The organism is Streptomyces sp. NPDC048521 (assembly GCF_043199855.1).
Lineage (GTDB): Bacteria > Actinomycetota > Actinomycetes > Streptomycetales > Streptomycetaceae > Streptomyces.
In genome coordinates, this window is record NZ_JBICWR010000002.1 from 107368 (window position 1) to 132300 (window position 24933).

Consider the following 24933-nt stretch of genomic DNA (forward strand, 5'->3'; position numbering starts at 1 on the left):
CTGGGTCAACCCATCGGGTCGGTCGGTGCATTCCCGTACACCCCCGGAGCCGTAGACACTGTCTACGGCCGCCTGGTAGACAGTGTCTATGACTGAGTCGGAGACGGGGCTGCGAGCCCGCCTGGTCGACGTGGGCGTGGAGTTGCTGGCCGCCGAGGGGCTGCAGGCGCTCACCCTCCGGGAGATCGCCCGGCGTGCGGGCGTCTCGCACGGGGCGCCCCGCCGCTACTTCCCCACCCACCTGGAACTGCTGTCGGCCATCGCCCGGCGAGGCTTCGCCGACCTGGCCGACCGTGTGCGGGCGGTGCTCGGGCAAGGGCCCGCAGCCCCCCGCGCACAAGTGGCCGTACTGGCGCGGACGTACGTGGAGTTCGCGCTGGACAGCCCCGGCATGTATGAGCTGATGTTCCGTCATGACCTGCTGGAGAGCGGCCGTCTGGGGCTGCGCGGGACCAGCCTTCCGCTGTTCTCCCTGTTGGCGGACCTGGTCGGGAAGGTACGCCCCGAGGCGGACGCCCGGCAGGTGGCCGGTGCGCTGTGGGCGAACCTGCACGGCATCGCCCAGCTGTGGCGCTGGCGCAGTCTTCAACTCGCCGTCGGCGGCGATGACTTCGAACCGCTCCTGGACACCGTCCTGGTCGCGCACCTCGGTCCCGGGGGCAGCCGGTGAACCGGCGGTGGACGCTGGCGAGCAGCGTCGCGGGCGCGGTGATCGTCGCACTGGACGGTACGGTCCTCACGATCGCGCAGCCCAGCCTGCAACGGGACCTGCACGCGACCTTCGCCGAGGTGCAGTGGACCAGTACCGCCTATCTGATCGCGGTGGCGAGCCTGCTGGTGTTCGCCGGGCGGCTCGGCGACCGGTACGGACAGCGGCGGGTGTTCGCGCTCGGCATGCTGGGGTTCGGCGCGGCCTCGGCGGGCCTCGGTCTCGCCCCCGGGGTGGGCTGGGTGATCGGACTGCGGACGGTGCAGGGCGTGTTCGGGGCGCTGCTGCAGCCGGCCACACTCGGCATGCTGCGGGCCGCGTACCCGCCGGACCGGCTCGCGACGCCTCTGGCCGTGCGGACCGGCGCGATCGGGCTGGCGGCGGCGGCCGGCCCGCTGGTGGGCGGTGCGCTGGTGTCGGGCCTGGGCTGGCGGGCGGTGTTCTTCGTCAATGTGCTGCCCGCGCTCGCCTTCGGCCTGCCGGCCCTGCTGCGGCCGGACCCCGGCCCGGCGGACTCCCGGCCCCCGCTGGACGTACCGGGTGCGGTACTGCTCGCGGTGACCCTGGCCTGCCTGGTGCACACGCTGGCCGTACGGCCCGCCTCCCCGGTGGGGGCCGTCGCCGCCCTGGCCGCGGCCGCCGTCCTGGTCCGGCACGAGCGGCGGACGGCGAGCCCGTTGCTGCCGCCCGAGGTGATCGGCTCGCGGGCGATCGGGGCGGCCCTGGGCGTCCTGGTCGCGGTGTCCGCGTCCCTGTTCGGCACCCTGTTCGTCGCCACGTACGTGCTGCAGCGCCGCCTGGGCCTCGACCCGTTCCACAGCGCGCTGCGCAGCCTGCCGCTGGCGGTGCTGATGATCCTCGCCGCGTCCCTGTGTCCGGTGCTGCTGCGCCGGTTCGGGGCGCGCGGTACGACGGGAGCCTCGGCGGCGGCGCTCGCACTCGGTGTCCTCGTGCTGTCCCGGGCCACCGCCGCACCCGCCCTGGCGTGCGGGTTCGCGTTGCTGGGCGCAGGGTTCGGCACGGTCATGGTGGCCGCCACGCACGTGGTCGTGCGGCGGGCGGACGTGGCGGTGGCCGGAGTGGCGGGCGGGCTGCAGCAGACCGCGCTGAACGTCGGCCCCGCCATCGGCGTGGCCGCGGCGACCGCGCTGCTGCACGCGGGCACCGGGCCGGCGCTCCTCGCGCTGGCGGCCGTGGCCGCGCTCGGGGTGCCCCTGGCCGGCGCGCTGCCCGGGTCCGCGAGCGTCGCGTCGATCACACACGCCGCTGACGAGCGGGTCCCCGGCGGTGTTCCTGCGCGACGATAAGAGACGAGTGCGGGCCGGCGGGCCGGCCGGAGCGCACCGCGTACGACGCGAGCGGAGGAGAGCGATGGGACAGCTGCGACAGGAAGTCGACCCGGGCGAGGCGGGGCTGGACGTCAGGGCGCTGGACCGCCTGGACCAGCACTTCGCCCACTACGTCGACGCGGGGCGGCTGCCCGGCTACCTGGTGGCCGTGGCCCGCGGCGGCCGGGTCGCCCACCTCACCGCGTACGGCCGGCGCGACATGGCGGCCGGGCTGCCGGTCGAGCCGGACACGCTGTGGCGGATCTACTCGATGACCAAGCCGGTGACCGCGGTCGCGGTACTGATGCTGGTGGAGGAGGGCAGGCTGTCCCTGGACGACCCGCTCGACCGCCATCTCCCCGCATTCGCCGATCCCCGTGTGTACGAGGGCGGTTCGGGTGCCGACGTGCGCACCCGGCCGGCCTCGGGCCCCATCCTGATCCGGCATCTGCTCACCCACACCGCGGGCCTGACCTTCGGCTTCTACTACAAGCACCCGGTCGACGCCCTCTATCGCGAGGCAGGCCTGGAGTACTCGGTGCCGCCGGGTGCCGGTCTGGCCGAGACCGTCGAGCTGTACGCGCGGATGCCGCTGCAGTTCGACCCGGGCACGCAGTGGAACTACTCGGTCGCCTCGAATGTGCTGGGCCGGGTCGTCGAGGTGGTCTCCGGGCAGCCGCTGGACGCGTTCTTCGCCGAGCGGATCCTCGGGCCGCTCGGCATGACCGACACCGGCTTCCACATCGTGCCCGAACAGGCCGGCCGTCTCGCCGAGTTGTACGGCGAGACCGAGGAGGGCGGGATCGAGCCGGTACCGGGGCTGCCGGTGCACGGCCGGCCGCGGTTCCTGTCCGGCAGCGGCGGCCTGGTCTCCTCGGCCCCCGATTTCCACCGGTTCATGGAGATGCTGCGCCGGGGCGGCGAGCTGGACGGCATCCGGCTGCTGTCCGCGGACACCGTCTCCCTGATGACCCGCAACCAGTTGCCTGGCGACGCGATCCTGCGGGACTTCGGCGCGCCCGTCCACCAGGAGCCCGGCAACGACGGCCTCGGCTTCGGCTTCAACGTCTCCGTGGTGGTGGACCCGTCCCGCACCCTGGCCCCGTCGAGCCCGGGGACCTACGGCTGGACAGGCGTGGCCACCACCGCGTTCTGGGTCGACCCGCGCCACGACCTCACCGTGCAGTTCATGACCCAGGTCCGCCCGAAGACCCTGAAGGTCTTCCCGGAGCTACGGCGGCTGGTGCACCAGGCACTGGTGGACTGACCACGCTACCGGCCGAGTCGCAGGCCGGACTCCCGTCGCTCTCCGACGAGTTCGGCCGGTCACCGGTCGGCGCGGGCGGGGGTCTCGGCCGCCCGGTTCGGGCCCGGTGGCGGGCTGCCGTCGAGGATGTGGCGGACGCCCAGGGCGAGAGATGGGCGGCGGGCCCGGCACCGGATCGCGTCACCGGGGGCGGTGCGGGCGGTGGGGCACACGCCGGGCACCGCGCCCGGTGGCGGGAACGGATGGAGTGAGCCGGCGGGTCAGGAGCCGTGGGCGACGGCGTCCAGGTGGGGCAGGTGGTGGTCCATCCGCTCCCGCTTGGTCCGCAGATAGGTGATGTTGCTCTCGCACGGCTCGATCAGCAGCGGCACCTGCTCGGCGACCTGGATCCCGTGCTGGACCAGCGCCTCGCGCTTGCGCGGGTTGTTGGACATCAGCCGTACCGAGCGCACCCCGAGGTCGTGCAGGATCTGGGCGGCGACGCCGTAGTCGCGGGCGTCGACGGGCAGCCCGAGCGCCAGGTTCGCCTCGACCGTGTCCAGGCCCTCCGCCTGCAGGGCCATCGCGCGCAGCTTGGCGAGCAGTCCGATGCCGCGGCCCTCGTGGCCCCTCAAGTAGACGACGACGCCGCTGCCTTCGGCGACCACCGCGCGCATCGCCGAGGCCAGCTGGTCGCCGCACTCGCAGTGCTGCGAGCCGAACGCGTCCCCGGTCAGGCACTCCGAGTGCAACCGGACCAGAACGTTCTCGGTGCCGATCTCGCCGTGGACGAGGGCGACTTGCTCGTCACCGCGGTCGTGGTCCAGGTAGCCGATCGCCTGGAATTTCCCGTAGACGGTGGGCAGCGGTGCATTCACGACGCGTTCCGCGCCCGAACGCCGCGGGGACTTCTTGCCGAGTACGCCGATGTTTTCTGTCATGATCTGATTCCTAAGCAGAGACGAAAGGCCGTGAGAAGATGAGCGATTCGGGAGCGCGAGCGGCGGCATACGGGGTGGTGCCGACGGACACCACGGAAGAAGTACGGACGCGGGGGGCGGGCGTTTCAGCACAGGTCGCCGTCCTTCCCGTCGGGAGTTTCGAACAGCACGGTCCGTTCCTTCCGTTGGCGACCGACACGCTGGTCGCCTGTGCCGTGGCCCGGGAGATCGCCGCCGCGTACCCGGTGCACCTCCTTCCTCCGGTGACGGTCTCCTGCTCGCACGAGCACGCGGACTGGCCGGGGACCGTCAGCATCTCCGCCGCGACCCTGCACGCGGTGGTCCGGGACATCGCCGAGTCGCTGCGCCGCTCGGGCGTCGAGGCGCTCGTCGTGGTGAACGGGCACGGTGGGAACTACGTACTGGGCAACGTCGTTCAAGAGGCCTCCGCGCGCGGGGAGCGGATGGCGCTGTTCCCGGCCGCCGAGGACTGGGAGACGGCGCGGGAACGTGCCGGGGTGCGGACCTCGCTGCTCACCGACATGCACGCGGGAGAAATCGAGACGTCCATTCTGCTGCACGCTCACCCCGAATTCGTCCGCCCTGGTTACGAGTCCGCCGATTTCACCGCCGACGACCGCCGGCATCTGCTCACCGTGGGAATGTCCGCCTATACCGAATCGGGCGTCATCGGCCGTCCTTCCCTGGGCTCCGCGGAAAAGGGGAAGAAACTGCTGGCAAGCCTCGCCGAATCCTTCGAGCCGTACATCACGTTGCTCACGTCGCCCGCGGGGCAGGCGTAGCCCGACGCGGGGGCACGGTCGGGGGGTGGCGCGGGCGCTCGGTCGCGGTTCGCAGGGGGCACGCGGTCGGGGTTCGCCGCGGGCGCGGGGTTGCGGTTCTCCGCCGGCGTGCGGTCGGAGGTCGGCGTGGGGATGTCGCCGGGGGCCGTCGCGGGCGTGCCGCCGAGGGCCGACGCGGGCATGCGGTCAGGATGCGCCGCAGGCGCGCGGTCGGGGGTCGGCGTGGGGGCTTCGGGGCGCGGGGGCGCCTGGTGGTGGCGGGTGATGAGGACGACGGCACCGGGCAGGCTCGCCACGAAGCTGAGCACGCCGTACACGACGCCGACGGCGACCCCGGTGCTCGCGCCCAGGCCCGCGGCCCCGAACGCCCAGGCGGTGACGCCCTCGCGGGGGCCGAAGCCGCCCACGTTCAGCGGCAGACCCATCGCGACGAGGGCGAGGACCGCGAGCGGGATCAGCACCGCGACCGGCGCGGCCGAACCGGAGACCCGGGCCGCGACCACGAACATCGCGAGGTGGCCGGCGAGGACGACGGCGGAGGACAGTGCGATGCCCGGGCCGCCCTGCCGGGACAACAAACCCTGCCGCGTCTCGCGGAGTACGGAGCGGAGGGCACCTGCGCGACGCGCGGGCGCGCGGTTCATGCGGACGGCGAGGACGACGGCGAGCGCGCCGACGGCCGCCAGGGCCACCAGCGGGGCGAAGTCGCGAGCCTGTGCACGGACCGGGGACGGCAGGGTCAGCAGCACCGCCGCGCCGACGACCGTCAGCGCGAGCTGACCCGCGACCCGCTCCAGCACGACCGCCTTCACGCCGCGCCGGAGGTCACCGGCGCTCTGTCCGTGCCGCACCGCCCGGTGCACATCGCCCAGAATGCCGCCGGGCAGCGCCGCGTTCAGGAACAGTGCCCGGTAGTAGTCCGCGACGGCGGGCCCCAGCGGAAGCCGGATGCGCAATCCCCGGGCCACCAACTGCCAGCGCCACGCGCTGAACACGGTGGTGACCACGCCGATGCCCAGCGCGACCAGCACCGTCACGGTGTCGATACGCCGAAGCCCGTCGAGCAGCACGCCGGTGCCGAGCCGCCACAGAAGCGCGGCGAGCAGGGCCGCACCGACGGCGGTGCCGAAGTGGGTGCGCAGCGCACGGGAGCTGAGGCGGCGGGGAGCGGGGGGCTGCGCCGGGCCGGGTACGCCCGTCTGCGTGGCCTCTGCCCCGGCGCCCGGCGCTGCCATGAGCGTCACGGCGGCGTCGGGCGCCGACGGCTCCAGAAGTGCCGTGGCGGCGTCGGGAGTGCGGTCCGTACCGGCGGACTCGGCTGCCTCGGGCGTACCGCCCGTCCCGGTGGCGGCTGCCTCGGATGTACCACCCTTACCAGCGGTCGCCGCCCGCGCGCTCATGAGGTGCCCCGGGTCGGCCGGGGCAGCGCCAGCAGGTCGCTGTGGTGGACGACGGCCCGTAGTTCGCCGGCCGCGCAGGCGGCGAGCCGGTCGCGCAGGTAGCGGTCGGCGCGGTCGCGCAGGTCCGGCCGCTGTTCGACGGCCGCGCCCACCCAGCCGCGCAGCCACTGCTCGGTCAGCGCGGCCTCGTCCGGGCCGAGCTGCCACGGGCTCGGGGACACCTGTACGGTCGCCCCGCGCTCGGCGAACGCCTCGCAGGTCACCGTGACCGCGTCCGGGCCGAGCAGTCCGCCGCGCCGCTGGTGGGCGTTGAAGGCCTCCGCGATCTCGGCGTCCAGCGGGTCGGCCGGGGTGAGTTCCACGCGTCCGGCGACCGACAGCGTGAGCAGCGCGGGACAGCCGGCCCCGGTGCAGGCGTCGGCGAGGGTGGCGACCTCCTCGCGGGTGAGCACGTCCAGCAGTGCGGACGCGGTCACCAGCGAGGCCCCGGCGAGCGCGTCCGCGGTCAGGCGGGCCACGTCACCGCGGCGCGTCTCGACCGTGACGCGGCTGCCGTCGGCGGCGGAGCGCGGGGAGGCCGCGGCGGCGAAGTGCAGCAGGTACGGGTCACGGTCGTGGAGGATCCAGTGCTGTGCGCCGTCCAGGCGGGGCGCCAGCCAACGGCCCATCGACCCGGTGCCGCAGCCGAGGTCGTGCACGACGACGCCCGTCCGGCCGGGCAGGCGGAGCCGCAACGGGTCCAGCAACTCCTCCGCCCGGCCGGCCGCGTCGGCGCTCTCCCGCAACTGCAGCCACTCGGGCGCGTAGCGCGGCGGCTCCTCGGCGCCACCGTCCCGCAGCCGTACGGTGGCCCGCTCGCCTGGCCGGACGACGGGACCGGCACCGGCGATGACCGGAGCGGGGGCGCCCTCGCCGGCAGCCTCGGACGCGCCGGCACTGGTCGCCGCTTCGGAGGATGCGGGGTCGGGGTCAGCTGCGGAGGGGTCAGGGTCGGGGGCGGCCCCGGACGAAGCAGGATCGGCGGCTACCCCGGACGGAGCAACGTCGGCGGCAGCCCTGGAGGCCTCGTCGGCGGAAGCCGCGCTGCGGGCTCCCCCGCCGGACGCACCGACCGGCCTCCCGCCGGCGGCGCCGGAACCGGGCAGGCCGCCGGACGGACCCGCGTTCGCTCCGTCGGCCGACATCCGCGCCTCCTGGTAGCCGTCGTCCTCCAGTCCCCGGGCCACGGCCTCGGATTCCTTGCCGTCCGCTGTCACGGGCTCCGCCTCGCTGGGACCGGGCGGGCGCGGGACCGGCCCGCGCGGTCCCGGCTGGGCCGGAATCGATCCGGTGGATGCGGTCTTCGCGGTGCTCATGCCGCGCTCCTAGGTGCTTCGGGGAGCCGCTGGAGGACTCCGGCCAGGCTGCGGGCTGTGGTCGCCCAGCCGTCGAGCGCCGCGCGGCGGCCGCGGGCGGCGGCCTTGAGCCGGCGGCGTACGTCGGGCTCGCCGAACCAGCCGCGCAGTTCGGCCGCGAGCGCCGCCGGGTCCTCCGGCGGGACGAGGATGCCGGGCATCCCGCCGTCGGGGGCGCGGCCGACCGCCTCGGGCAGGCCGCCGACGTCGGTGGCGAGGACGGGGATGCCGCGGGCGAGGGCCTCGGTGACCGCCATGCCGTAGGTCTCGGCGTACGAGGTGAGGACCATCAGGTCGGCGGCGGCGTAGGTGGCGTCGAGGTCGGCGCCGGAGCGCGGCCCGGTCAGTCGCAGGCGGTCGGCGAGGCCGTATTGGTCGATGAGGGTGCGCAGGTGGGCGACGTACCCGGGGTCGTGGCCGAGGCCGCCGACGCACTCGCAGGTCCACGGCAGGTCCCGTACCGCCGCGAGCGCCTCCACGAGCCGGTGCTGCCCCTTGCGCGGGGTCACCGCGGCCACGCACAGCAGGCGGGAGACGCCGTCGGTGCCGGCCGCGAGGGGTGCGATGTCGGCGCCGGGGGCGGCGACGTGCACCCGGTCGGGGGCGAGCCCGTGGTGGGAGACGAGGCGGCGCACCGCCCAGTCGCTGGTCGCGATCACCGCGGGCACGGCCCGTAGCACCGCGCGCTCGCGGGTGTCGAGGTCGGCCGCGACGGCCGCGTCCAGGCCGGTCTCGTCGCCGAGCGGCAGGTGCACGAGTACCGCGAGCCGCAGGCGTTCCGCTTCGGGGACGACGATCTCGGGGACGCCGCAGGCGACGAGTCCGTCGAGCAGGACGACCGCGTCGTCCGGCAGGTCACGGAGTGTGCGGGCGAGCCCGTCGCGGGCGGCCCGGTCGGGGTGCGGCCAGGTGCCGGGTGCGGCGTGCCGGGTCACCTGCCAGCCGAAGCCGGGCAGGTCGAGGCAGACCCGGCGGTCGTAGGCGTTGCCGCCGCTGGGCGCGGCCGGGTCGTCGACACCGCCCGGCATGACGAAGTGCACGGTGCGCAAGGACATGGGGATGATTCCGGCGTTCTCGGCGGCGGTGGGCTGCGCGGGCACGTAGGCGAGGCGTGCCCTCTGCACGGTGCCCGCGCTGTCCCGGGCACCCGCGCTCTCGACGGCACCCGCGTTCCCGACAGCACCCGCGCTCTGCACGGTCTGGTCGATCCGGACGCCCCGCACGGTCCGGGCGCTCCGCCCGCCCAAGCCGGCGACTTCCCCGCCCGGGCCGGTGCTCTCCACGGTCAGGTCGGTCACAGGCCACGCTCGTAACTCGCCCAGGCGATGTGCGACTCGTGCAGGGTGACCGTGATCCCCGCGAGGCCCTTGGCGCCTTCGCCGAGGGCGCCCTTGTGGACGCGTTCGGCGAGCCGGTCGGCGATGACCTTGGCGAGGAACTCGGTGGAGGTGTTGATCCCGGCGAACTCGGGCTCGTCGTCGAGGTTGCGGTAGTTCAGTTCGGCGACGACGGCGCCCAGTTCCTGCGTGGCCAGGCCGATGTCGACCACGATGTTGTCCTCGTCCAGCTGCTCGCGGCGGAACGTCGCGTCCACGAGGAACGTGGCGCCGTGCAGTCGCTGCGCGGGCCCGAACACCTCGCCGCGGAAGCTGTGAGCGATCATGATGTGGTCGCGGACGGTGATGCTGAACAACGGACGACCCTCCAGGTGCGGCGCGTCTGGCCCCCGTGCCCTTGCCTGTCGGGGGATGCCGTGTAGTACGGCTCCTGGCTTCCCCGCGTTCAGCCCTCCCTCACTCTTTTCTCAGGTCAGGCCCGTCTCGGCGTACCGCACCCGGTGGCACAGGGCGGGGACCTCACCGGAGGCGAGCTTCGGCAGGACGTCGGGAAGCTCCTCGAAGGCGCTCTCACCCGTGATGAGCGCGTCCAGCGCCGGGTCGGCGAGCAGGTCGAGGGCGAGGGCCATACGGTCGCCGTAGGTACGGCCGGCGCGGGCGGCCGGGGAGACGGTGCCGACCTGGCTGCTGCGCACAGTGAGCCGGCGGGAGTGGAAGGCCTCGCCGAGCGGCAGGCTGACGCGCCGGTCGCCGTACCAGCTCAGTTCCACCACCGTGCCCTCCGGCGCGAGGAGTTGCAGGGCGCGGGTGAGGCCGGCCTCGGTGGCGCTGGCGTGCACGACGAGGTCGCAGTCGCCGAGGGCGTCGGCGGGCGCGGCGAAGTCGACGCCGAGCGCCTTTGCGGTCTTCGCGCGGGCCGGGTCGGCGTCGACGAGTTGCAGCCGGAGGCCGGGGAAGCGGGCGAGCAGCGCGGCCACCGAGCAGCCGACCATGCCGCCGCCGACCACCGCGATCCGGTCGCCGATCAGCGGCGCCGCGTCCCACAGGGCGTTCACGGCGGTCTCCACGGTCCCGGCGAGCACGGCGCGGGCGGCGGGCACCCGCTCGGGCACCACGGTCACGGCGCTCACCGGAACGACGTAACGGCTCTGGTGCGGATACAGGCAGAAGACCGTACGGCCGATCAGCGCAGTCGGGCCCTCCTCGACCACACCGACGTTCAGGTAGCCGTACTTCACCGGTCCGGGGAAGTCGCCCTCCTGGAACGGGGCCCGCATCACCGCGTGCTGGCTCTCGGGGACGCCGCCGCGGAAGACGAGTGTCTCCGTGCCGCGGCTGACCCCGGAGTACAGCGCGCGCACCACGACCTCGTCCGCGGCGGGCTCCGGGAGAGTGACGTCGCGCAGCTCGCCGTGGCCGGGTGAGCGGAGCCAGAAAGCGCGGGCGGAGCGGTTCATCGGCATCCTCCTGAACGATCGGGAAGTTGTTCACGTACCGAGAAGTGCACAGGCCGCGCACAGTACGCGGCGTTGATCGACTCTGTCACTCGGCCGGAGGGTGTGCGGTGGCCCTGAACAACACGTATGACGCGAGGCTCCAGCAGGAGACCGCTGTGGGAGCGGGCGTGCAGATCCTGCTGCTGGCCCTGCTCGGCTCGGCGATCGGCCTGGGGCCGGCCGGCTGGCTGACGGGGCTCGCCTTCGCGTTCGCCACCTGGGCGGTTCTCGCCCGGGCGCTGCACCGCTCCCGGCTCAGCTCCTTCGGGCCCGCGAACCGGGTCACGCTCGGCCGGGCGACCCTGGTCGGCGGGGTGACCGCGCTGGTCGCCGACTCCTTCCGGAGCGCGCCGCCGGTGACGCTGCTGGTCACCCTGACCGCCGTGGCCCTCCTCCTGGACGGCGTGGACGGCAAGGTCGCCCGTCGCACAGGCACTTCCTCCGCCTTGGGCGCCCGCTTCGACATGGAGGTCGACGCGTTCCTGATCCTGGTACTGAGCGTGTACGTGTCCATGCAGCTGGGCCCGTGGGTGCTGCTGATCGGTGGCATGCGGTACGCGTTCGTCGCCGCCGCCCGCCTCGCTCCCTGGCTGAACGCCCCGCTGCCGCCGTCCTTCGCCCGCAAGACCGTCGCTGCGGTCCAGGGCATCTGCCTGCTGCTGGCGGGCTCCGAACTGCTGCCGCACCTCGCGAACCTCGGAGTGGTCCTGCTGTCCCTCGGCTCGCTGATGTGGTCCTTCGGCCGGGACGTGCTGTGGCTGTGGCACAACTTCCGCACACCGGCGCCACCGGCACCGGCACCGGCACCGGCACCGACCGAGCCGAAGCTGCTGGAGCTGGCGGCACGCTGAACGCTGGACAACGTAGGGATGGGCCGGGACCGGATGCCGGTCCCGGCCCATCCCTCATGCCGTTCTGCCTGGGGCGGTCAGGACCGCACTCCCACGTTCCGCAAGATCGCGAAGGGCGCCAGCCGCGAGGCCCAGGACGCGGGAAGGCTGGGCGATGAAGAAGGACCGTCGGGGCTGGTGCTTCTGGAGAGTCCTTCCAAAAGCCATCACCATGCAGCGGGTCGCCGCTGCCGTCCGCCCTCTGTCGGTTTGGTGCAGGCCACGGTCCCGTCACACCGTGGCAGCTCGCCGTTCCAGCCGACCGCCCGTCAGCTCCCGCAGCTTCTCCCGCGTCTCCGGGTCCGTCGAGTACACGATGGTGCCGACCATGCCCCGGGTCAGCAGCACCTTGTACGTGTTGCGGATCAGGCGGTCCACGTCGGAGTCCGGAGTGGACTTCTTGAACACCGGGTCCTTGGAGGCAGTGCGGTCCGTGATCCAACGGTCGCCGCGCCAGAGCAGGTCGGGGCCGATGATGACGCCGGACCAGTCGTACTCGAAGCCCTGGGCGGTGTAGACGCACCCGACCTGGCCGAAGCCGGCCGGGTCGGTGGCCCACAGGGCGGCCGGGGGCGCGCCGGAGACGGAGCGGTCGCCGCGCAGGTTCCAGGGGCGCGCCCAGTCACCGATGACGACATCAGGCGGAAGTGGATCACCGGGCTTTGGCTCTGGAGACCAGCGCCAGCAGTATCCGGCGGACATGCGTGCGCCGTAGCCCTGCGCACGGCGGGCCTCCAGGAACGCCTCCATCTCCTGAGGGCTGTCAGCGACCAGCAGCTGCATGCGGTCGTCGGGTTCCCAGACGACCGGTCCGCCGGGTTCGAGGCCGAGCAGCCGGACCACCCAGCGCAGGTAGGCGTCGCTGCCGCCGCAGCGGAACTGGCTGTCCAACGGGACGACGTGGCAGGGGATGTCGCGCTTCGCCGCTGCCGCCTTGATGTCGGCGACGGTGCCCATCTCGCCGGGGCGCACCACCTGATGCTCGTCGAGGAAGAAGACGGGCACGTAGGCGACGTCGATGAGTTCGTCGATCTGGGCCCTGCCGCTCCGGTGCTCGGCACGCGTGTAGCGGTTGGCCGAGGTCTCCCGGATGCGATGTGCCTCGTCGCAGATCAGAGCACCAAGGCTGTTCTTCTCGGCGGTCATGAAGCTGTTGAAGTACTTGAACAAGTCCTGGACCTCCCGCTTCCGGGAGCCCGCGACCTTCCGCATCGTCTTGGTGAACGACTGCGAGCCGGTGGCATGCAGCGCCGGGACTCCGCGCCGGTACAGCTCGCCGAGCAGCTGAAGGGCGATCACGCTCTTGCCCGTGCCGGGTCCACCGGTGACGATCACGACTTCCTTGCGGTCGGCGTGCTTCGCCTTCTCCACCGCGTTGAGCACCATGCGGTAAGCGACCTGTTGCTCATCGAGCAACACGAACTGCTGACGTTCGCGCACCTCTTCGGCGGCCACGGACATCAGCTGCTTCGACGGCACAGTGGCGCCCGCGAGCAGTTCGTCCGCGGCCGGGGCTCCGAGGTGCTTGTCACTCAGCCTGGACCGGAGATGGTCGAGGAACGCGCCGCGGCGCTCCCCGGTGAAGAGCAGTCCGTGACCATCGCGTTCGATCTCGCGCAGGCCGCTCACGCCGAACTCCGTGGCGTTGTGCAGGAACGCCACGCCGTTGATCCGGTGCCCGTGGTCGGCCACCGCCCCGTTGAAGTTGACCAGGTAGTCGCAGTAGCGGCGTACCTGCTCGATGGGGTTGAGGACCGGGTGGGCGTAGGCGTCGACGTGACACAAGGAGGGGTCGTCCTCATGGGGCAGTGCCTGGCTCCACTGCTTCAGCTCCACCACGACGTACGACGGCTCCCCCGTGACGGGGTGTACGCCGGCGAGCACAGCGTCGGCGCGCTTGCTGTTCAGCGGCAGCGCGTACTCCAGCATGACCTCCACATCCCCCAGGCCCGCGTCGTTGAGCGCGGCGGTCAGGGCGGGAATGCTGCGCTCCCAGGAGCGCGCTTCCGAGGTGCCGGGGCGGTAGCCGTGCATGCGGGCGAACTGGTCGGTGAGGTGCAGGAACAGCGAACCGTCGAGTGCCATGACGGCGACCGTTTTTGCGGACGCGCGGAACAGCAAGGACTTCCCCCAGGCAGCACGAAGAGACTCGTGCGGGTGGGGGCATGTCCTTCGGAACTCCACGGAGGTGGAGCGGAAGCCCGTCGGGCCGCGATGACGATGAAACAGAGATTACCCGGCGGGGCGGACACCGATGCCGGTGGCTACCGGTCGGCATCGAGTCCGGTGCTGCCCCGCCCTTCTCAGCCGCCCGCAGTCACTGCCGCGCGCGTGCCGCCGCGATGCCGGCGTGCCGGTCAGGCCTCGTGCTGCAGGGACCAGGCCCGCACGGCCTGGTCCCTCCGTCCGTGGACGGTAGTCATCAGCTGGGCGTTTCGCTTGTCAGCGCGTCCCATGAGACGGCACAGGTGACCTGCCTTCAGCCGCTGACGTCGGGACCCTTACCCCTTCTGCTCCACCCGCACCCAGTCCACCTCCGCCTGGACTCCCCCGGCCGCGATCCGGTCCACGCTCGACTGGGGCAGGCCCCAGTAGGGGCTGGTCACCTTGTTCCAGCCGGCCGGGTAGGCGCCGCCGAGGGCGAGGTTGAGGATGACGTACTGGTTGTGGTCGTAGACCCACTGGCCGCGGGTGGATTCCAGCTTGTTGCGGGTCGTCTCCTGGACCAGGCGGTCGTCGACGGAGAAGCGCATCGCCGTCGGGGTCCATTCGACGGCGTAGGTGTGCCATTGGTCCGCCGTGGCGCCGCCGGTGTACGTCTGGCGGGCGCCGATGTTGCCGTCCGCCGAGTAACCGGGGCCGTGCAGGGCCGAGCTGGTCCAGTCGCCGTAGCCGATGTTCTCCATGATGTCGGTCTCGCCGGAGGCCGGCCAGGACACGGACGGATCGTCGACGTTGCTGCCGAGCAGCCAGAAGGCCGGCCAGAAGCCGTCGCCCACGGGGAGTTTCATGCGGGCGCTGACCTTGCCGTAGGTGAAGTCGAAGTGCGTGTTCGTGTCGATGCGGCCCGACGTGAAGTCGTACGTGCCGCCGCCTGCCCGGGTGCAGCCCTTGCAGTACTTCGCGTTCAGGATCAGGCTGCCGTTCTGTGTGCGGACATTGTCCGTGGAGTCGACGTACGCCTGTGACTCGCCGTTGACGGAGCCCATCTCGGTGCCGGTGCGGACGACCCGCCACTTGGAGCGGTCGAGCGAGGCCGTGGTGAAGTCGTCGAAGAACGTGGTGCGGTACGTGCCCGGCTGGTCCGCGGGCAGGGAAGGGTAGGCGGCCGTGGCGCTGCCGCCGGTGCCCCAGACCTGGAACTCGTAGAGGGAGTAGCCGAACTGGGCGGTGGCCGGGGCCGGGTTGTAGAAGGAGCGGCGTTCCTTGCCGAGCATGCGGACGTAGCGGCCGGTCGCCGGCGAGGGCAGCCTCACGGTGTCGTGCAGGCCGGCCGCGTCGCCGGGGGCCTTGACGTCGGCGCGGCGGGCGGCGATGTCGGCGGCCGACGGTTCGTACACCGTGCGCCAGGTGCGGTTGTCGTCGGACACCTGGAGGAGGTAGTCGACGGCGTACGCCGACTCCCAGTAGAGGTCTACCGTGTCGATGGTCGACTGTGCGCCCAGGTCGACCGAGACCCACCGGTCCGTGTTCCAGTCGCTCGACCAGCGGCTGACGTCGCCCTTGAGGTCGGCCGGCCAGCCGCCGTCGGTGAGGAAGGCCGGGGAGTGGCCCGCGTCCTGGTAGCAGTTCGCGTACGCCGGGTGGTTCAGGGCGAGGTTGCTGCGGGTCGTGGACGCCGGGGCCGGCTCGCCGCCGTAGACCTTGAAGTTCCAGAGGGAGTAGCCGTAGGGGGTGGCGCGTTCCAGGCCGCGCAGGCGGACGTAGCGGCCGGTGACCTCCTGCGGGTGGGTGTGCGCGGTGACCGAGCCACCCGTGCCGGCGGTCTCGGTGTAGAAGGGCGTCCAGTCGGTGCCGTTCTTCGAGGCCTCCAGGACGTAGCGCTTGCCGTAGGCGGCCTCCCAGTCGAGGACGACGCGGTCGACGCGGATCACGGAGCCGAGGTCGACGCGGATCCAGGCGTCGTCGGCGAAGTTGCTGGACCAGCGGGTGGCTCCGTTGCCGTCGAAGGCGAGGCCGGGGGCGCTGCCGGCGTTCTCGCTGCCGGATGCGGTGACGGCGGCCGGGTCCACCGCGTAGGCGGCGGCCGCGCGGTCGGTGTCCCAGGCGACGGCGGTGGGGGCGGCGGAGGCGGGGGCGGCCAGGAACGGTGCCGAGCACAGCAGGGTCGTGGTGGCCGCGAGGGCGGCGAGCAGGGTGCGGGGTGTGCGGGTGCGCGGTGTGCCGGTGCGGGGCGTGCCGGTGCGGGTGGACATGCGGCTCTCCTTGTGGGGTGGAGGTGCGCTTCCTGGGATGTGTCGCGACCCTGGACACGCGAAGCGAAACTGTCGCGTGCATGACAGGTCGGTGTGGAGCGGGTGCCGGTGGGCGTGGCTCCCCCGCCTGCGCCCACCGGCGGATCCGGGCCGGCTCAGGCGGCCCGGAGTGTGTGGCCGGGCCCTGCGCGGCCCGGAGTGAGTGCCGGGCCGTGCGCGGCCCGGGGTGTGCGGCCGGCCCTGCGCGGCCCGGAGTTCGTATCCGGGCCTGCGCAGACCGGGGTACGGGACCGGTCCTGCACGGCCCGGCGTACGGGTCCGGACCCGCACGGCCCCGAGGTGGCCCACCGGGACCGGCCTGCACGGCCCGAGGTGGCCCACCGGGACCGGCCTGCACGGCCCGAGGTAGCCCACCGGGACCGGCCTGCGCGGCCCGGTGTTCACCGGCTCGGCCCGACTCAGGCGACCCGACGTGCCTCGCCGCCCGACTCAGGCGACCCGACATGCCTCGCCGCCCGACTCAGGCGACCCGACATGCCTCGCCGCCCGGCTCAGGCGGCTCGACGTGCCTCGCCGCCCGGCTCAGGCGGCCCGGCGTGCCTGGCCGCGGTGGGCGCGGACGATGTCCGCGTACCGGTGTCCGCTGCCCTTGATCGTGCGCACCTGGGTGCGGTAGTCGACGTGGACCAGGCCGAAGCGCTTGGCGTACCCGTAGGCCCACTCGAAGTTGTCCAGCAGGGACCAGGCGAAGTAGCCGGCCAGCGGGGCGCCCTTGCGGGCGGCGGAGGCGCAGGCGGCGAGGTGGCGCTCCAGGTAGTCCTGGCGCTCGGGGTCGTCGATGCTGCCGTCGGGGCGGACCACGTCCGGGAAGGCGGAGCCGTTCTCGGTGACGTAGATCTTCCGGGCGCCGTACTCCTCGGTGAGCCGGAGCAGCAGCGTCTCGATGCCGGACGCGTCGATCTCCCAGTCCATGCCGGTGCGCGCGACGCCCTCGCGGCGGACCGAACGCACGTACGGCGCTTGGCCCTCGGGGTCGTCGGCGACGTACGCCGGGAAGTAGTAGTTCAGGCCCAGCCAGTCCAGCGGGGCCGCGATCGTCTCCAGGTCGCCGGGCTGCTCGGGGAGCTCGACACCGTAGACCTCGCGCATGTCCACGGGGAAACCGCGGCCGTGCACCGGGTCGAGCCACCAGCGGTTGACATGGCCGTCGTGCCGACGGGCGGCCGCCAGGTCCTCGGGGCGGTCGGTTGCCGCGTGCACGGTGGAGAGGTTGTTGACGACGCCGACCTGCGCGTCGGGGGCGGCGGCGCGGATCGCCTGGGTGGCCAGGCCGTGGCCGAGGAGCAGGTGGTAGGAGCTGCGTACGGCCGCGGTCAGGTCGGTCCAGCCGGGGGCCATCGTGCCCTCCAGGTGGCCGATCCAGGCCGAGCAGGAAGGCTCGTTGAGAGTTGCCCAGAGCTTGACCCGGTCGCCGAGGCGGGCGGCTACGGCCGAAGCGTACTCGGCGAACGCGAGGGCGGTGTCCCGCTCGGGCCAGCCGCCGCGGTCCTGGAGCACCTGCGGCAGGTCCCAGTGGTAGAGGGTGACGGACGGGGTGATCTCCGCCTCCAGCAGGGCGTCCACCAGCTCGTCGTAGAAGGCGAGCCCCTTGGGGTTCACCGGGCCCGTCCCGCCGGGGACCACGCGCGGCCAGGCCACCGACAACCGGTAGGCGTTGGCGCCGAGTTGCCGCATCAGGCCGATGTCGTCGCGCCAGCGGTGGTAGTGGTCGCAGGCGACGTCGCCGTTGTCGTCGTTCGCGATCTTCCCGGGGGTGTGGGAGAAGGTGTCCCAGATCGAGGGCGTACGGCCGTCCTCGGCGACGGCCCCTTCGATCTGGTACGCCGCTGTGGCCGTGCCCCACAGGAAGTCGTGCGGGAGTGCGGCGAGGTCGATGGGTTCGGACACGGAAGTCCCTTCGGAGTGCGGGATGTGGGTCACTTGACGGCGCCCGCCGTCAGACCGGCGACGAGATAGCGCTGCAGGAGCAGGAAGCCCGCGACCACGGGCACGCTCACCACGAGTGAGGCGGCCATGATCTGGTTCCAGTAGACGTCGTTGAGGGTGGAGTAGCCCTGCAGGCCGACGGCGAGGGTGCGGGTGGTGTCGTTGGTCATGACGGACGCGAAGAGCACTTCTCCCCACGCCGTCATGAAGGCGTAGACGGCGACCGCGACGATGCCGGGGATCGCCGCCGGCACGACGATCCGCAGCAGCGCGCCGAGCGGGCCGCAGCCGTCCACCAGTGCCGCCTCGTCCAGGTCGCGCGGCACCGAGTCGAAGTATCCGATCAGCATCCAGATGGAGAACGGCAGCGAGAAGGTCAGGTACGTCAGGATCAGGCCGCCGCGCGAGCCGAACAGGGCGATGCCGGTGGCGTTGCCGATGTTGACGTAGATGAGGAACAGCGGGAGGAGGAAGAGGATGCCGGGGAACATCTGCGTGGACAGCACGGTGACCGTGAAGACCCGCTTGCCGCGGAACTCGTAGCGGCTGACGGCGTACGCGGCGAACACGGCGATGACCACCGAGCAGACGGTGGCCGCGCCGGCCACGATCAGCGAGTTCATGAAGTACTTGGCGAGCGGGACCGTGGACCAGATGTCGATGTACGGCCGGATGGTCAGCCCGCTGGGCAGCCAGCGGAACTTGCCGGTGACGTCGGCGAGCGGTTTCAGCGAGCTGGAGACCATCACGTACACCGGGAGCAGCACGAAACCGGTGAGCAGGGTGAGGAAGATCCGCCGCGACCACTGGAAGGAACGCGGCGCCGCCATCGGTGAGTTCGGGCTAGACATGGGAGGCCTTCCGTCCGCGTGAGGTGAACAGCAGGTACACGCCGGTCACGACCAGCAGGAAGAGCAGCAGCAGCACGGACATGGCCGAGCCGGTGCCGAAGTTCCAGGTGACGAAGGAGGCCTGGTAGATGTGCACCGAGATAAGGTCCGCGGCCTCGGGGGCGGCCTTGCCGAACAGGACGTAGGGGGTGTTGAAGTCGTTGAACGTCCATAGGAACAGCACCAGGACCAGGACCTGGTTGACCGGACGCAGCGACGGCAGGGTGATGCGGCGGATCTGCTGCCACATCCCGGCGCCGTCCAGCGCGGCGGCCTCGTACAGCTCCTTGGGGATGTTCTGCAGTCCCGCCATCACGATGAGGAAGGCGAACGGCCAGCCCTTCCACACCGACACGGTCAGCAGGGCGTAGAAGCTGTTGTCGCCGATGAGCCAGAAGGAGGGCTTGTCGGTGAGGTGCAGCTGGTCGTGCAGGACGTGGTTCACCAGGCCGTTGTCGTGCTGGAACATGAACACCCAGGTGATGACGGCCGCGTAGACGGGCAGCGCGTACGGCACCAGGAACAGCGCGCGCAGCAGTCCGCGGCCGCGGAAGGTGTCCTGCATGTAGATCGCGGCGGCCGTGCCGATGAGCCAGCACAGGCCGACGGAGAGCAGGGTGAAGCCGACGGTGACGAAGAAGGAGTGCAGCAGGGCTTCGCCGACGGGGGCGTCGAAGTCCACCGACACCTTGTAGTTGCCGAGACCGGACCAGGGGGCGGTCCCCCAGTCGCGGATGTAGAACTGGGTGAGTTCCTTGAAGCTCATCACGATGCCGATGACCATCGGCACCAGGTGGACGAGGAGTTCGAGGAGCAGGGCGGGCAGGAGCAGCAGGTAGGGCAGTCCGATGCGGCGGATCCGCCCGGTGCGGCGGCGGTTGCCGCGCGCCGCACCGGGGGACGTCTCCCGCACCGGCTCCTTCAGAGCGGTGGTGGTCATCGTCCTGCTCACGCCTTCGGCATCTGCTGCTGGGCCTTCTCCAGCTTGGCCTTGACGGAGTCGGTGGTGACCGCGCGTCCGCCGGCGGCGTCGGCGAACAGCTCCTTGACGGCCGTGCCGACCGCCGTCTCGAACTGCGACTCCGCGGCCACCTGGGGCAGTGCGGCGGCGCTGGTGGCGAGGGTGTTCTTCAGCACGGAGGTGGCGGGGGCGTTGAACGCGGCGTCGCTCTGCGCGGCCTTGACGGGCGGGATGGAGGTGTACGCCTTGTTGAGGATCTTCTGCTCGTCGTCGCTGGTCATGAACTTCACGAACTTCGCCGCGCCGTCGAGGTTGTGGCTGTTCTTGAAGACGGCGATGTTGATGCCGGCGACCATCGAGTTGATCTGCGTGCCGGTGCCGGGGGTGCCGGACTGCACGGGCACGGGGGCGACGCCGTAGTCGTCCTCGCTCATGCCCTGGGACTTGAGGTTGGCGGCGGCGGACTGCCACAGCAGCATGGCCTGCTTGCCCTTGGCGAAGTCGCTGACGGACTGGTTCTGCGCGTACTCGGCGTCGCCGGTCGGGATGACCTTGTCCTTGGCCATCAGGTCCACGTACTGCTTGACGGCGTCGACCACCTTGGGGTTGGTGAAGTCGGGCTTGCCGTCGGCGGTGAAGAAGTCGGCGCCGTGCTGCTTGGCGAAGACGAAGACGTGGTGGATGTTCTCCGACACGTTCGCGCCCTCGGCGCCGAGCACCGACTTGCCCTTGGCCTTGATCTTCTTGCCGTCGGCGATCAGCTCGTCCCAGGTGGCGGGCGGCTTGGCTATCCCGGCCTCGGCGAAGATCTTCTTGTTGTAGTAGAGCGCGTACGACATCGAGTACAGCGGTACGGCGGCCGGGTCCTTGCCCTGGGCGCCGGTGGAGCCCAGCGCCGATTCCACGAACCGGTCCTTGCCGCCGATCTTCGCGAAGTTCTTCGCGTCCCACGGCTGCAGCGCGCCGGTCGCCTGCAGGGAGGCGCTCCAGGTGTTGCCGATGTTCAGCACGTCCGGGCCCTGACCCGAGGTCGTGGCCGTGAGGATGCGGTTGAGCAGGTCGGACCAGGGCACGACCTCCAGCTTCACCTTGATGCCGGTCTGCTTCTCGAACTTGTCGAGTTCGGGCTGGAGGACCTGCTTGTCCACCGCGATGCTGGCGCCCTGGTTGGAGGCCCAGTACGTGAGCGTCTTCGGTGAGTCGTTGGACCCGCTGCCGCTGGACGAACCGCCTCCGCAGGCCGTGGCCGCGAGGGCGAGAGACATGGTCACGGCGCCTACGGCCGCGGCTCGGATGCTGCGCATGGCTCCTGGTGTCCCTTTCCGGGAGTCGAGAAGAACCCCGAGGGCCGCTGACGCGAGCCGACACCCCGTTCGGTCCACGAAGCGCCCTCATGGCTTAATTTAGGACGTGAGTTAAACCTCATGAGAAACGAACGTCAAGGGATCCGGCAGCGGCAAACGGTCCGGAGGACCGGAAAACCGCGGAAAACTGGGAGGCCAGGTGGCAGGGCTGAGCGGCCGCACGGTGCGTGACCTGCGGCGGGAGAGCCGGAGCGCCGTTCTGCAACGGTTGTATGTCGATGGGCCGATGAGCCGGCACGCGCTGGGCCCGGCGACCGGTCTGAGTTCCGGTTCCGTCAGCAACGTCGTGGCCGAACTGCTCGCCGACGGCCTCGTGGAGGAGGCGGGTGTGATCGGCGCGGACGTCGGCAGGCCGCGCCGGCTGCTGCAAGTCCGCCGGGACAGCGGGCGACTGATCGGGGTGGACATCGGCGAGACCCGGGTACGGGTGGAGCTGTTCGACCTGGGCCTGAGCGAACTCGCCCGCGCCGAACGCCCGTTGGGGCCACGCGGGTACGAGGTGGACGCCGTCGTCGGCCATGTCGCGGACGGCGTCGCCGAGGTCCTGCGGACGGCCGGTCTCGCCCCCGCCGACCTGCTCGGCGTCGGCATCGGCGTACCCGGCATCATCGAGACCACCGGCGAGGACGGGGCCGTCGTCCACGGGCAGACCATCGGCTGGGACGCGGTGCCGCTGGAACGGCTGCTGCGGCTGTCCGTCCCGCTCCCCTCCCACGTCCCGTACTTCGTCGACAACGGGGCCAAGGCGCTGGGGCAGGCGGAGATGTGGTTCGGCGCGGGGCGCGGCGCGCGCAACGCCGTCGTGGTGCTGTTCGGTTCGGGGGTGGGCGCCTGCGTGGTCACCGAGGAGGCGGCCGAGGGACGGGCGGTGGAGTGGGGACATTTGACCGTGCGGGTCGGTGGGCGCCGGTGCCGGTGCGGGGCGCGCGGCTGTCTGGAGGCGTACGCGGGCGCGGAGGCGCTCGTGGCGCGCTGGCGGGAGGCGGGCGGGCGGCCGTCGGCCGGGGCCGGTGAGGAGCGGGCGCTGACCGAGCTGCTCGCCGCGGCGCGCCCCGCCGACGGTGGGGCACCCGACCCGGTGGCCACGGCCGTTCTCACCGAGACCGCCGCGTACCTGGGCGCCGGTCTGTCCGACCTGATCAACCTCTTCCAGCCCGAACGGGTCCTGATCGGGGGCTGGGCGGGTCTGCAGCTCGGCGGCGGGTTCCTGGACCGGGTCCGCGAGCACGCCCTCGCCCAGGCCCTGCGCCACCCGGCGTCCCGGGTGGGCATCGACCTGGGCCTGCTCGGCCCGGACGCGGTGACGGTGGGCGCGGCGGTCCTTCCCCTGGCCGCGTTCTTCGCCACGGGCGGCCGCCGCCCCCGCCCGGCACCGGATCAGGCGCCGCCGCCCGCGTGGCGGGCGGCGGTGGAGGGGCGGCTGGCGTGAAGGGGCGATTGGCGTGAAGGGGCGGCCGGCGTGAAGGGGGGCTTGGGCGGGCCTCTCGCCCACCTCGGCGTTCCCACCGGCCCTGACCGCCTCGCAGTCCCACCGACCCTGGCACCCGGGTCGAGTGCGCTTCCTTGCCGGAGTCAGGTCGCTTCCTGCCCGGCGGTCTCTCGCGACGAGCCCTCGGCGTCGCCGCCGAACACGACCGCGAGGAGCCCGGGGAAGCGGGCTTCGAGATCCTCACCGCGCAGGGTGAGGTAGTTCCGGCGCCCCGAGTGGCGCAGGCGGATCACGCCGCTCTCCCGCAGGACCCGCCAGTGATGGGTGAGCGTGGACTTCGGTGCCCCGGTCTCGATCTCACCGCAGTACTTCTCCTCGCCCGAGGCCAGCGCACGGACGATCTTCATCCGGACCGGGTGCCCGAGCGCGGCGAGGACATCCTCCAGCTGGAACTGCTCGCGCGCCGGGTGGAGAGGCGTGATCATAGTTCGATCGTACGGCACTTTCGTACCGATTCCGGGCATCGGAGGGGCGGCCCGGGGACAGCGACGCTAAGGTACGGAAATCCCGTACGTTCGTACATCAGCTGGGGAGTCGTATGTCTGGGGCAGTGTCCGACGCGGAGCTGGCGCGATCGCTGGACGGGGGGTTCATCAGCGGCCATGCCGAGGTCAACGGGGTTCGCCTGCACTATGTGGCGGGCGGCCGGGGGGAGCCGCTGGTCCTGCTGGGCGGGTGGCCGCAGACCTGGTGGCAGTTCCGCAAGATCATGCCGGCGCTGGCCGACCACCACCGGGTGATCGCGGTCGACCTGCGCGGCATGGGCGGCTCGGACAAGCCCGAAGGCGGCTACGACAAGAAGACCATGGCCCGGGACATCCACGAGCTGGTGCGCCACCTGGGCCATGACACGGTGAACATCGCCGGGCACGACATCGGCGGGATGGTCGCCTACGCCTTCGCCGCCAACCATCCCGCCGGCACCCGGCGCATCGCGCTGCTCGACATCGCCCACCCCGATGAGCGCTTCTACGCCTACTCCCTGCTGCCCACGCCGGGGCGCCAGCAGGTCGGCGGAGACATCCACGCGGCCCCTGGCCGGTACCTGTGGTGGTTCGCCTTCAACCAGGTTCCCGGCCTCCCCGAGCAACTGCTCACCGGCCGCTCCCGTCCCCTGATCGACTGGATGTGCGACTACCTGCTCGAAGACCCCGCCGCGATCGGCGACCACGCCCGTAACGTGTACGCGCACGCGTACTCCACCGCGGACGCCGTCCGCGCCGCCGGCGGCTGGTACCGGGCGTTCGCCCAGGACATCGAGGACGAGAAGACCTACGCCCCGGTGACCGCACCGCTCCTGGCGCTCGGCGGCGGTGAGGGCGGCTACCGGCTGCTGAGCGCGGTACTGGCGGAGAAGGGAACCGATGCGGAGGTGGTCGAGGTGCCGGGCAGCGGCCACTACATCCCCGAGGAGCAGCCGGAAGCGGTCGTACGGCATCTGCTGCGGTTCTTCGGCTGATCAGCCCCTGGCCCGACGTGCCGAGGCGCCGCCCCGCCCACCCCACACGCACAGGACACCCGCGAAGACCGACACAGCCAGCCCACCGAGGAGAGGGACCGGGCCATGCCCCTGCTGAACCTATGGCGTCAACAGCTGGGAGAAGTACCCGAGTCGGTCTGGCGGCAGGCCGAGCTGCGGGTGCTGATCCTCGCGGACAACGGGCTCACGCACCTCCCGCCCGACATCGGGCGGCTGCGCCGGCTGACCACCCTGGACCTCGGGCACAACCGCCTCACCTCGGTACCCGGCGAACTGGGCGACCTGACCGGGCTGAGCGGCTGTCTCTACCTGCACGACAACGAGTTGTCCGAGATCCCGGACTCCCTCGGGAACCTGACGCGGCTGCGCTACCTCAACGTCGGTGAGAACACCCTCACGACGCTGCCCGACGCGATCGGCCGCATGTCCGCCCTGATCGAACTCCGGGCGCAGCACAATCGACTGACCACACTGCCCGACGGCATCGGCGACCTCGGCGCCCTGCGCGAACTCTGGCTCCGGGGCAACGCGGTCGAGAGCCTGCCGCCCTCCACGGCCGCCCTCCACGAACTGCGCCACCTGGACCTGCGGGAGAACGCCCTCACCGAACTCCCCGAGGCGCTGGCCGGCCTGCCCCGGCTGCGCCAACTCGACGTGCGCAGCAACCGTCTCACCTCGCTGCCGGACTGGGTCGTCGGCATGCCCTCGCTGGAGAAGCTGGATCTGCGCTGGAATCCATGCGAACCCTCCCCGCGCATGCTGACCGAACTGGAGCGGCGGGGATGCGTCGTCCTGATGTGACGA

The 24933-nt window shown here is 72.0% G+C and carries 20 protein-coding genes and 1 pseudogene; 8 read left to right on the forward strand and 13 right to left on the reverse strand.

Translation table 11 applies throughout. The annotated features are described in order from the left end of the window. Positions 1–88 precede the first annotated feature (88 nt). The 3 genes from ACGFRF_RS04915 to ACGFRF_RS04925 all read left to right on the forward strand — a co-directional run bounded on the left by ACGFRF_RS04915 (position 89) and on the right by ACGFRF_RS04925 (position 3304). Positions 89–670, forward strand: coding sequence for a TetR/AcrR family transcriptional regulator (locus tag ACGFRF_RS04915; protein WP_393737189.1), 582 nt, complete (start codon positions 89–91; stop codon positions 668–670). Continuing rightward, positions 667–2016 carry an MFS transporter gene (locus ACGFRF_RS04920; protein ID WP_393737190.1) on the forward strand — a complete coding sequence of 450 codons (1350 nt, stop codon included), beginning with the start codon at positions 667–669 and terminating at the stop codon, positions 2014–2016. The genes ACGFRF_RS04915 and ACGFRF_RS04920 overlap by 4 nt, the downstream gene beginning before the upstream one ends. Before the next feature lie 64 nt (positions 2017–2080). Beyond that, positions 2081–3304 carry a serine hydrolase domain-containing protein gene (locus tag ACGFRF_RS04925; protein ID WP_393737191.1) on the forward strand — a complete coding sequence of 408 codons (1224 nt, stop codon included), beginning with the start codon at positions 2081–2083 and terminating at the stop codon, positions 3302–3304. 260 nt (positions 3305–3564) lie between these two features. Here the strand turns inward: ACGFRF_RS04925 and ribA are convergent, their stop codons facing one another. Then, the gene (ribA, locus tag ACGFRF_RS04930; protein ID WP_393737192.1) at positions 3565–4224 is read right to left on the reverse strand and encodes a GTP cyclohydrolase II; all 660 of its coding nucleotides are present in this window, start codon (positions 4222–4224) and stop codon (positions 3565–3567) included. A gap of 38 nt (positions 4225–4262) precedes the next feature. Here ribA and ACGFRF_RS04935 point away from each other — a divergent pair. Continuing rightward, positions 4263–4922: pseudogene (locus ACGFRF_RS04935) on the forward strand (creatininase family protein); the annotation flags it as partial. Here ACGFRF_RS04935 and ACGFRF_RS04940 read toward each other — a convergent pair. From ACGFRF_RS04940 to ACGFRF_RS04960, 5 genes are all read right to left on the reverse strand, one after another. Continuing rightward, on the reverse strand, positions 4895–6262 hold the full coding sequence (locus tag ACGFRF_RS04940; protein ID WP_393737668.1) for a lysylphosphatidylglycerol synthase domain-containing protein: 1368 nt from the start codon (positions 6260–6262) through the stop codon (positions 4895–4897). The pseudogene ACGFRF_RS04935 and the gene ACGFRF_RS04940 overlap by 28 nt on opposite strands. Positions 6263–6423: 161 nt before the next feature. Then, complete coding sequence (locus tag ACGFRF_RS04945) at positions 6424–7611, reverse strand: trans-aconitate methyltransferase (protein WP_393737669.1); 1188 nt, start codon at positions 7609–7611, stop codon at positions 6424–6426. A gap of 167 nt (positions 7612–7778) precedes the next feature. Continuing rightward, a complete protein-coding gene (locus ACGFRF_RS04950; RefSeq protein ID WP_393737670.1) occupies positions 7779–8945 on the reverse strand; it encodes a glycosyltransferase family 4 protein in 1167 nt (388 codons plus the stop codon). Positions 8946–9115: 170 nt separating this feature from the next. After that, positions 9116–9514 carry a 6-pyruvoyl tetrahydropterin synthase family protein gene (locus tag ACGFRF_RS04955; RefSeq protein WP_393737193.1) on the reverse strand — a complete coding sequence of 133 codons (399 nt, stop codon included), beginning with the start codon at positions 9512–9514 and terminating at the stop codon, positions 9116–9118. A gap of 111 nt (positions 9515–9625) precedes the next feature. Further along, positions 9626–10615: a zinc-binding alcohol dehydrogenase gene (locus ACGFRF_RS04960; RefSeq protein WP_393737194.1), complete on the reverse strand. Its 990-nt coding sequence runs from the start codon at positions 10613–10615 to the stop codon at positions 9626–9628. 107 nt (positions 10616–10722) lie between these two features. On the opposite strand from ACGFRF_RS04960, the gene ACGFRF_RS04965 reads away from it, so the two are divergent. After that, positions 10723–11505 carry a CDP-alcohol phosphatidyltransferase family protein gene (locus tag ACGFRF_RS04965; RefSeq protein WP_393737195.1) on the forward strand — a complete coding sequence of 261 codons (783 nt, stop codon included), beginning with the start codon at positions 10723–10725 and terminating at the stop codon, positions 11503–11505. 270 nt (positions 11506–11775) lie between these two features. Here ACGFRF_RS04965 and ACGFRF_RS04970 read toward each other — a convergent pair whose 3' ends face one another. The 6 genes from ACGFRF_RS04970 to ACGFRF_RS04995 form a co-directional block, all read right to left on the reverse strand. Further along, entirely contained in the window at positions 11776–13665 is a 1890-nt protein-coding gene (locus ACGFRF_RS04970) for a DNA/RNA helicase domain-containing protein (RefSeq protein WP_393737196.1), read from the reverse strand. Positions 13666–14045: 380 nt separating this feature from the next. Further along, a complete protein-coding gene (locus tag ACGFRF_RS04975) occupies positions 14046–15959 on the reverse strand; it encodes a discoidin domain-containing protein (RefSeq protein ID WP_393737197.1) in 1914 nt (637 codons plus the stop codon). A 582-nt stretch (positions 15960–16541) separates the two neighbouring features. Further along, on the reverse strand, positions 16542–17906 hold the full coding sequence (locus tag ACGFRF_RS04980; protein ID WP_393737198.1) for a GH1 family beta-glucosidase: 1365 nt from the start codon (positions 17904–17906) through the stop codon (positions 16542–16544). A 29-nt stretch (positions 17907–17935) separates the two neighbouring features. After that, positions 17936–18775, reverse strand: coding sequence for a carbohydrate ABC transporter permease (locus ACGFRF_RS04985; RefSeq protein WP_393737671.1), 840 nt, complete (start codon positions 18773–18775; stop codon positions 17936–17938). Between the two features lie 13 nt (positions 18776–18788). After that, positions 18789–19775 carry a carbohydrate ABC transporter permease gene (locus tag ACGFRF_RS04990; RefSeq protein ID WP_393737199.1) on the reverse strand — a complete coding sequence of 329 codons (987 nt, stop codon included), beginning with the start codon at positions 19773–19775 and terminating at the stop codon, positions 18789–18791. An 8-nt stretch (positions 19776–19783) separates the two neighbouring features. Next, complete coding sequence (locus ACGFRF_RS04995; protein ID WP_393737200.1) at positions 19784–21100, reverse strand: ABC transporter substrate-binding protein; 1317 nt, start codon at positions 21098–21100, stop codon at positions 19784–19786. A gap of 199 nt (positions 21101–21299) precedes the next feature. On the opposite strand from ACGFRF_RS04995, the gene ACGFRF_RS05000 reads away from it, so the two are divergent. Continuing rightward, on the forward strand, positions 21300–22589 hold the full coding sequence (locus ACGFRF_RS05000; protein WP_393737201.1) for an ROK family protein: 1290 nt from the start codon (positions 21300–21302) through the stop codon (positions 22587–22589). A gap of 143 nt (positions 22590–22732) precedes the next feature. On the opposite strand, the gene ACGFRF_RS05005 is transcribed toward ACGFRF_RS05000, so the two are convergent. Continuing rightward, the gene (locus ACGFRF_RS05005; RefSeq protein WP_393737202.1) at positions 22733–23074 is read right to left on the reverse strand and encodes an ArsR/SmtB family transcription factor; all 342 of its coding nucleotides are present in this window, start codon (positions 23072–23074) and stop codon (positions 22733–22735) included. Positions 23075–23187: 113 nt separating this feature from the next. On the opposite strand from ACGFRF_RS05005, the gene ACGFRF_RS05010 reads away from it, so the two are divergent. After that, positions 23188–24108 (forward strand): alpha/beta fold hydrolase, encoded by a 921-nt coding sequence (locus ACGFRF_RS05010; RefSeq protein ID WP_393737203.1) that lies wholly within the window; start codon positions 23188–23190, stop codon positions 24106–24108. Positions 24109–24213: 105 nt separating this feature from the next. Further along, positions 24214–24930 carry a leucine-rich repeat domain-containing protein gene (locus ACGFRF_RS05015; RefSeq protein ID WP_393737204.1) on the forward strand — a complete coding sequence of 239 codons (717 nt, stop codon included), beginning with the start codon at positions 24214–24216 and terminating at the stop codon, positions 24928–24930. Positions 24931–24933: the final 3 nt, after the last annotated feature.

Coding starts and splice junctions, on each gene's coding strand:
- ACGFRF_RS04915 (WP_393737189.1), top strand. CDS start 89: ATGACTGAGTCGGAGACGGGGCTGCGAGCCCGCCTGGTCGACGTGGGC.
- ACGFRF_RS04925 (WP_393737191.1), top strand. CDS start 2,081: ATGGGACAGCTGCGACAGGAAGTCGACCCGGGCGAGGCGGGGCTGGAC.
- ribA (WP_393737192.1), bottom strand. CDS start 4,224: ATGACAGAAAACATCGGCGTACTCGGCAAGAAGTCCCCGCGGCGTTCG.
- ACGFRF_RS04940 (WP_393737668.1), bottom strand. CDS start 6,262: ATGGCAGCGCCGGGCGCCGGGGCAGAGGCCACGCAGACGGGCGTACCC.
- ACGFRF_RS04945 (WP_393737669.1), bottom strand. CDS start 7,611: ATGTCGGCCGACGGAGCGAACGCGGGTCCGTCCGGCGGCCTGCCCGGT.
- ACGFRF_RS04960 (WP_393737194.1), bottom strand. CDS start 10,615: ATGAACCGCTCCGCCCGCGCTTTCTGGCTCCGCTCACCCGGCCACGGC.
- ACGFRF_RS04975 (WP_393737197.1), bottom strand. CDS start 15,959: ATGTCCACCCGCACCGGCACGCCCCGCACCGGCACACCGCGCACCCGC.
- ACGFRF_RS04985 (WP_393737671.1), bottom strand. CDS start 18,775: ATGGCGGCGCCGCGTTCCTTCCAGTGGTCGCGGCGGATCTTCCTCACC.
- ACGFRF_RS04990 (WP_393737199.1), bottom strand. CDS start 19,775: ATGACCACCACCGCTCTGAAGGAGCCGGTGCGGGAGACGTCCCCCGGT.
- ACGFRF_RS04995 (WP_393737200.1), bottom strand. CDS start 21,100: ATGCGCAGCATCCGAGCCGCGGCCGTAGGCGCCGTGACCATGTCTCTC.
- ACGFRF_RS05005 (WP_393737202.1), bottom strand. CDS start 23,074: ATGATCACGCCTCTCCACCCGGCGCGCGAGCAGTTCCAGCTGGAGGAT.
- ACGFRF_RS05010 (WP_393737203.1), top strand. CDS start 23,188: ATGTCTGGGGCAGTGTCCGACGCGGAGCTGGCGCGATCGCTGGACGGG.
- ACGFRF_RS05015 (WP_393737204.1), top strand. CDS start 24,214: ATGCCCCTGCTGAACCTATGGCGTCAACAGCTGGGAGAAGTACCCGAG.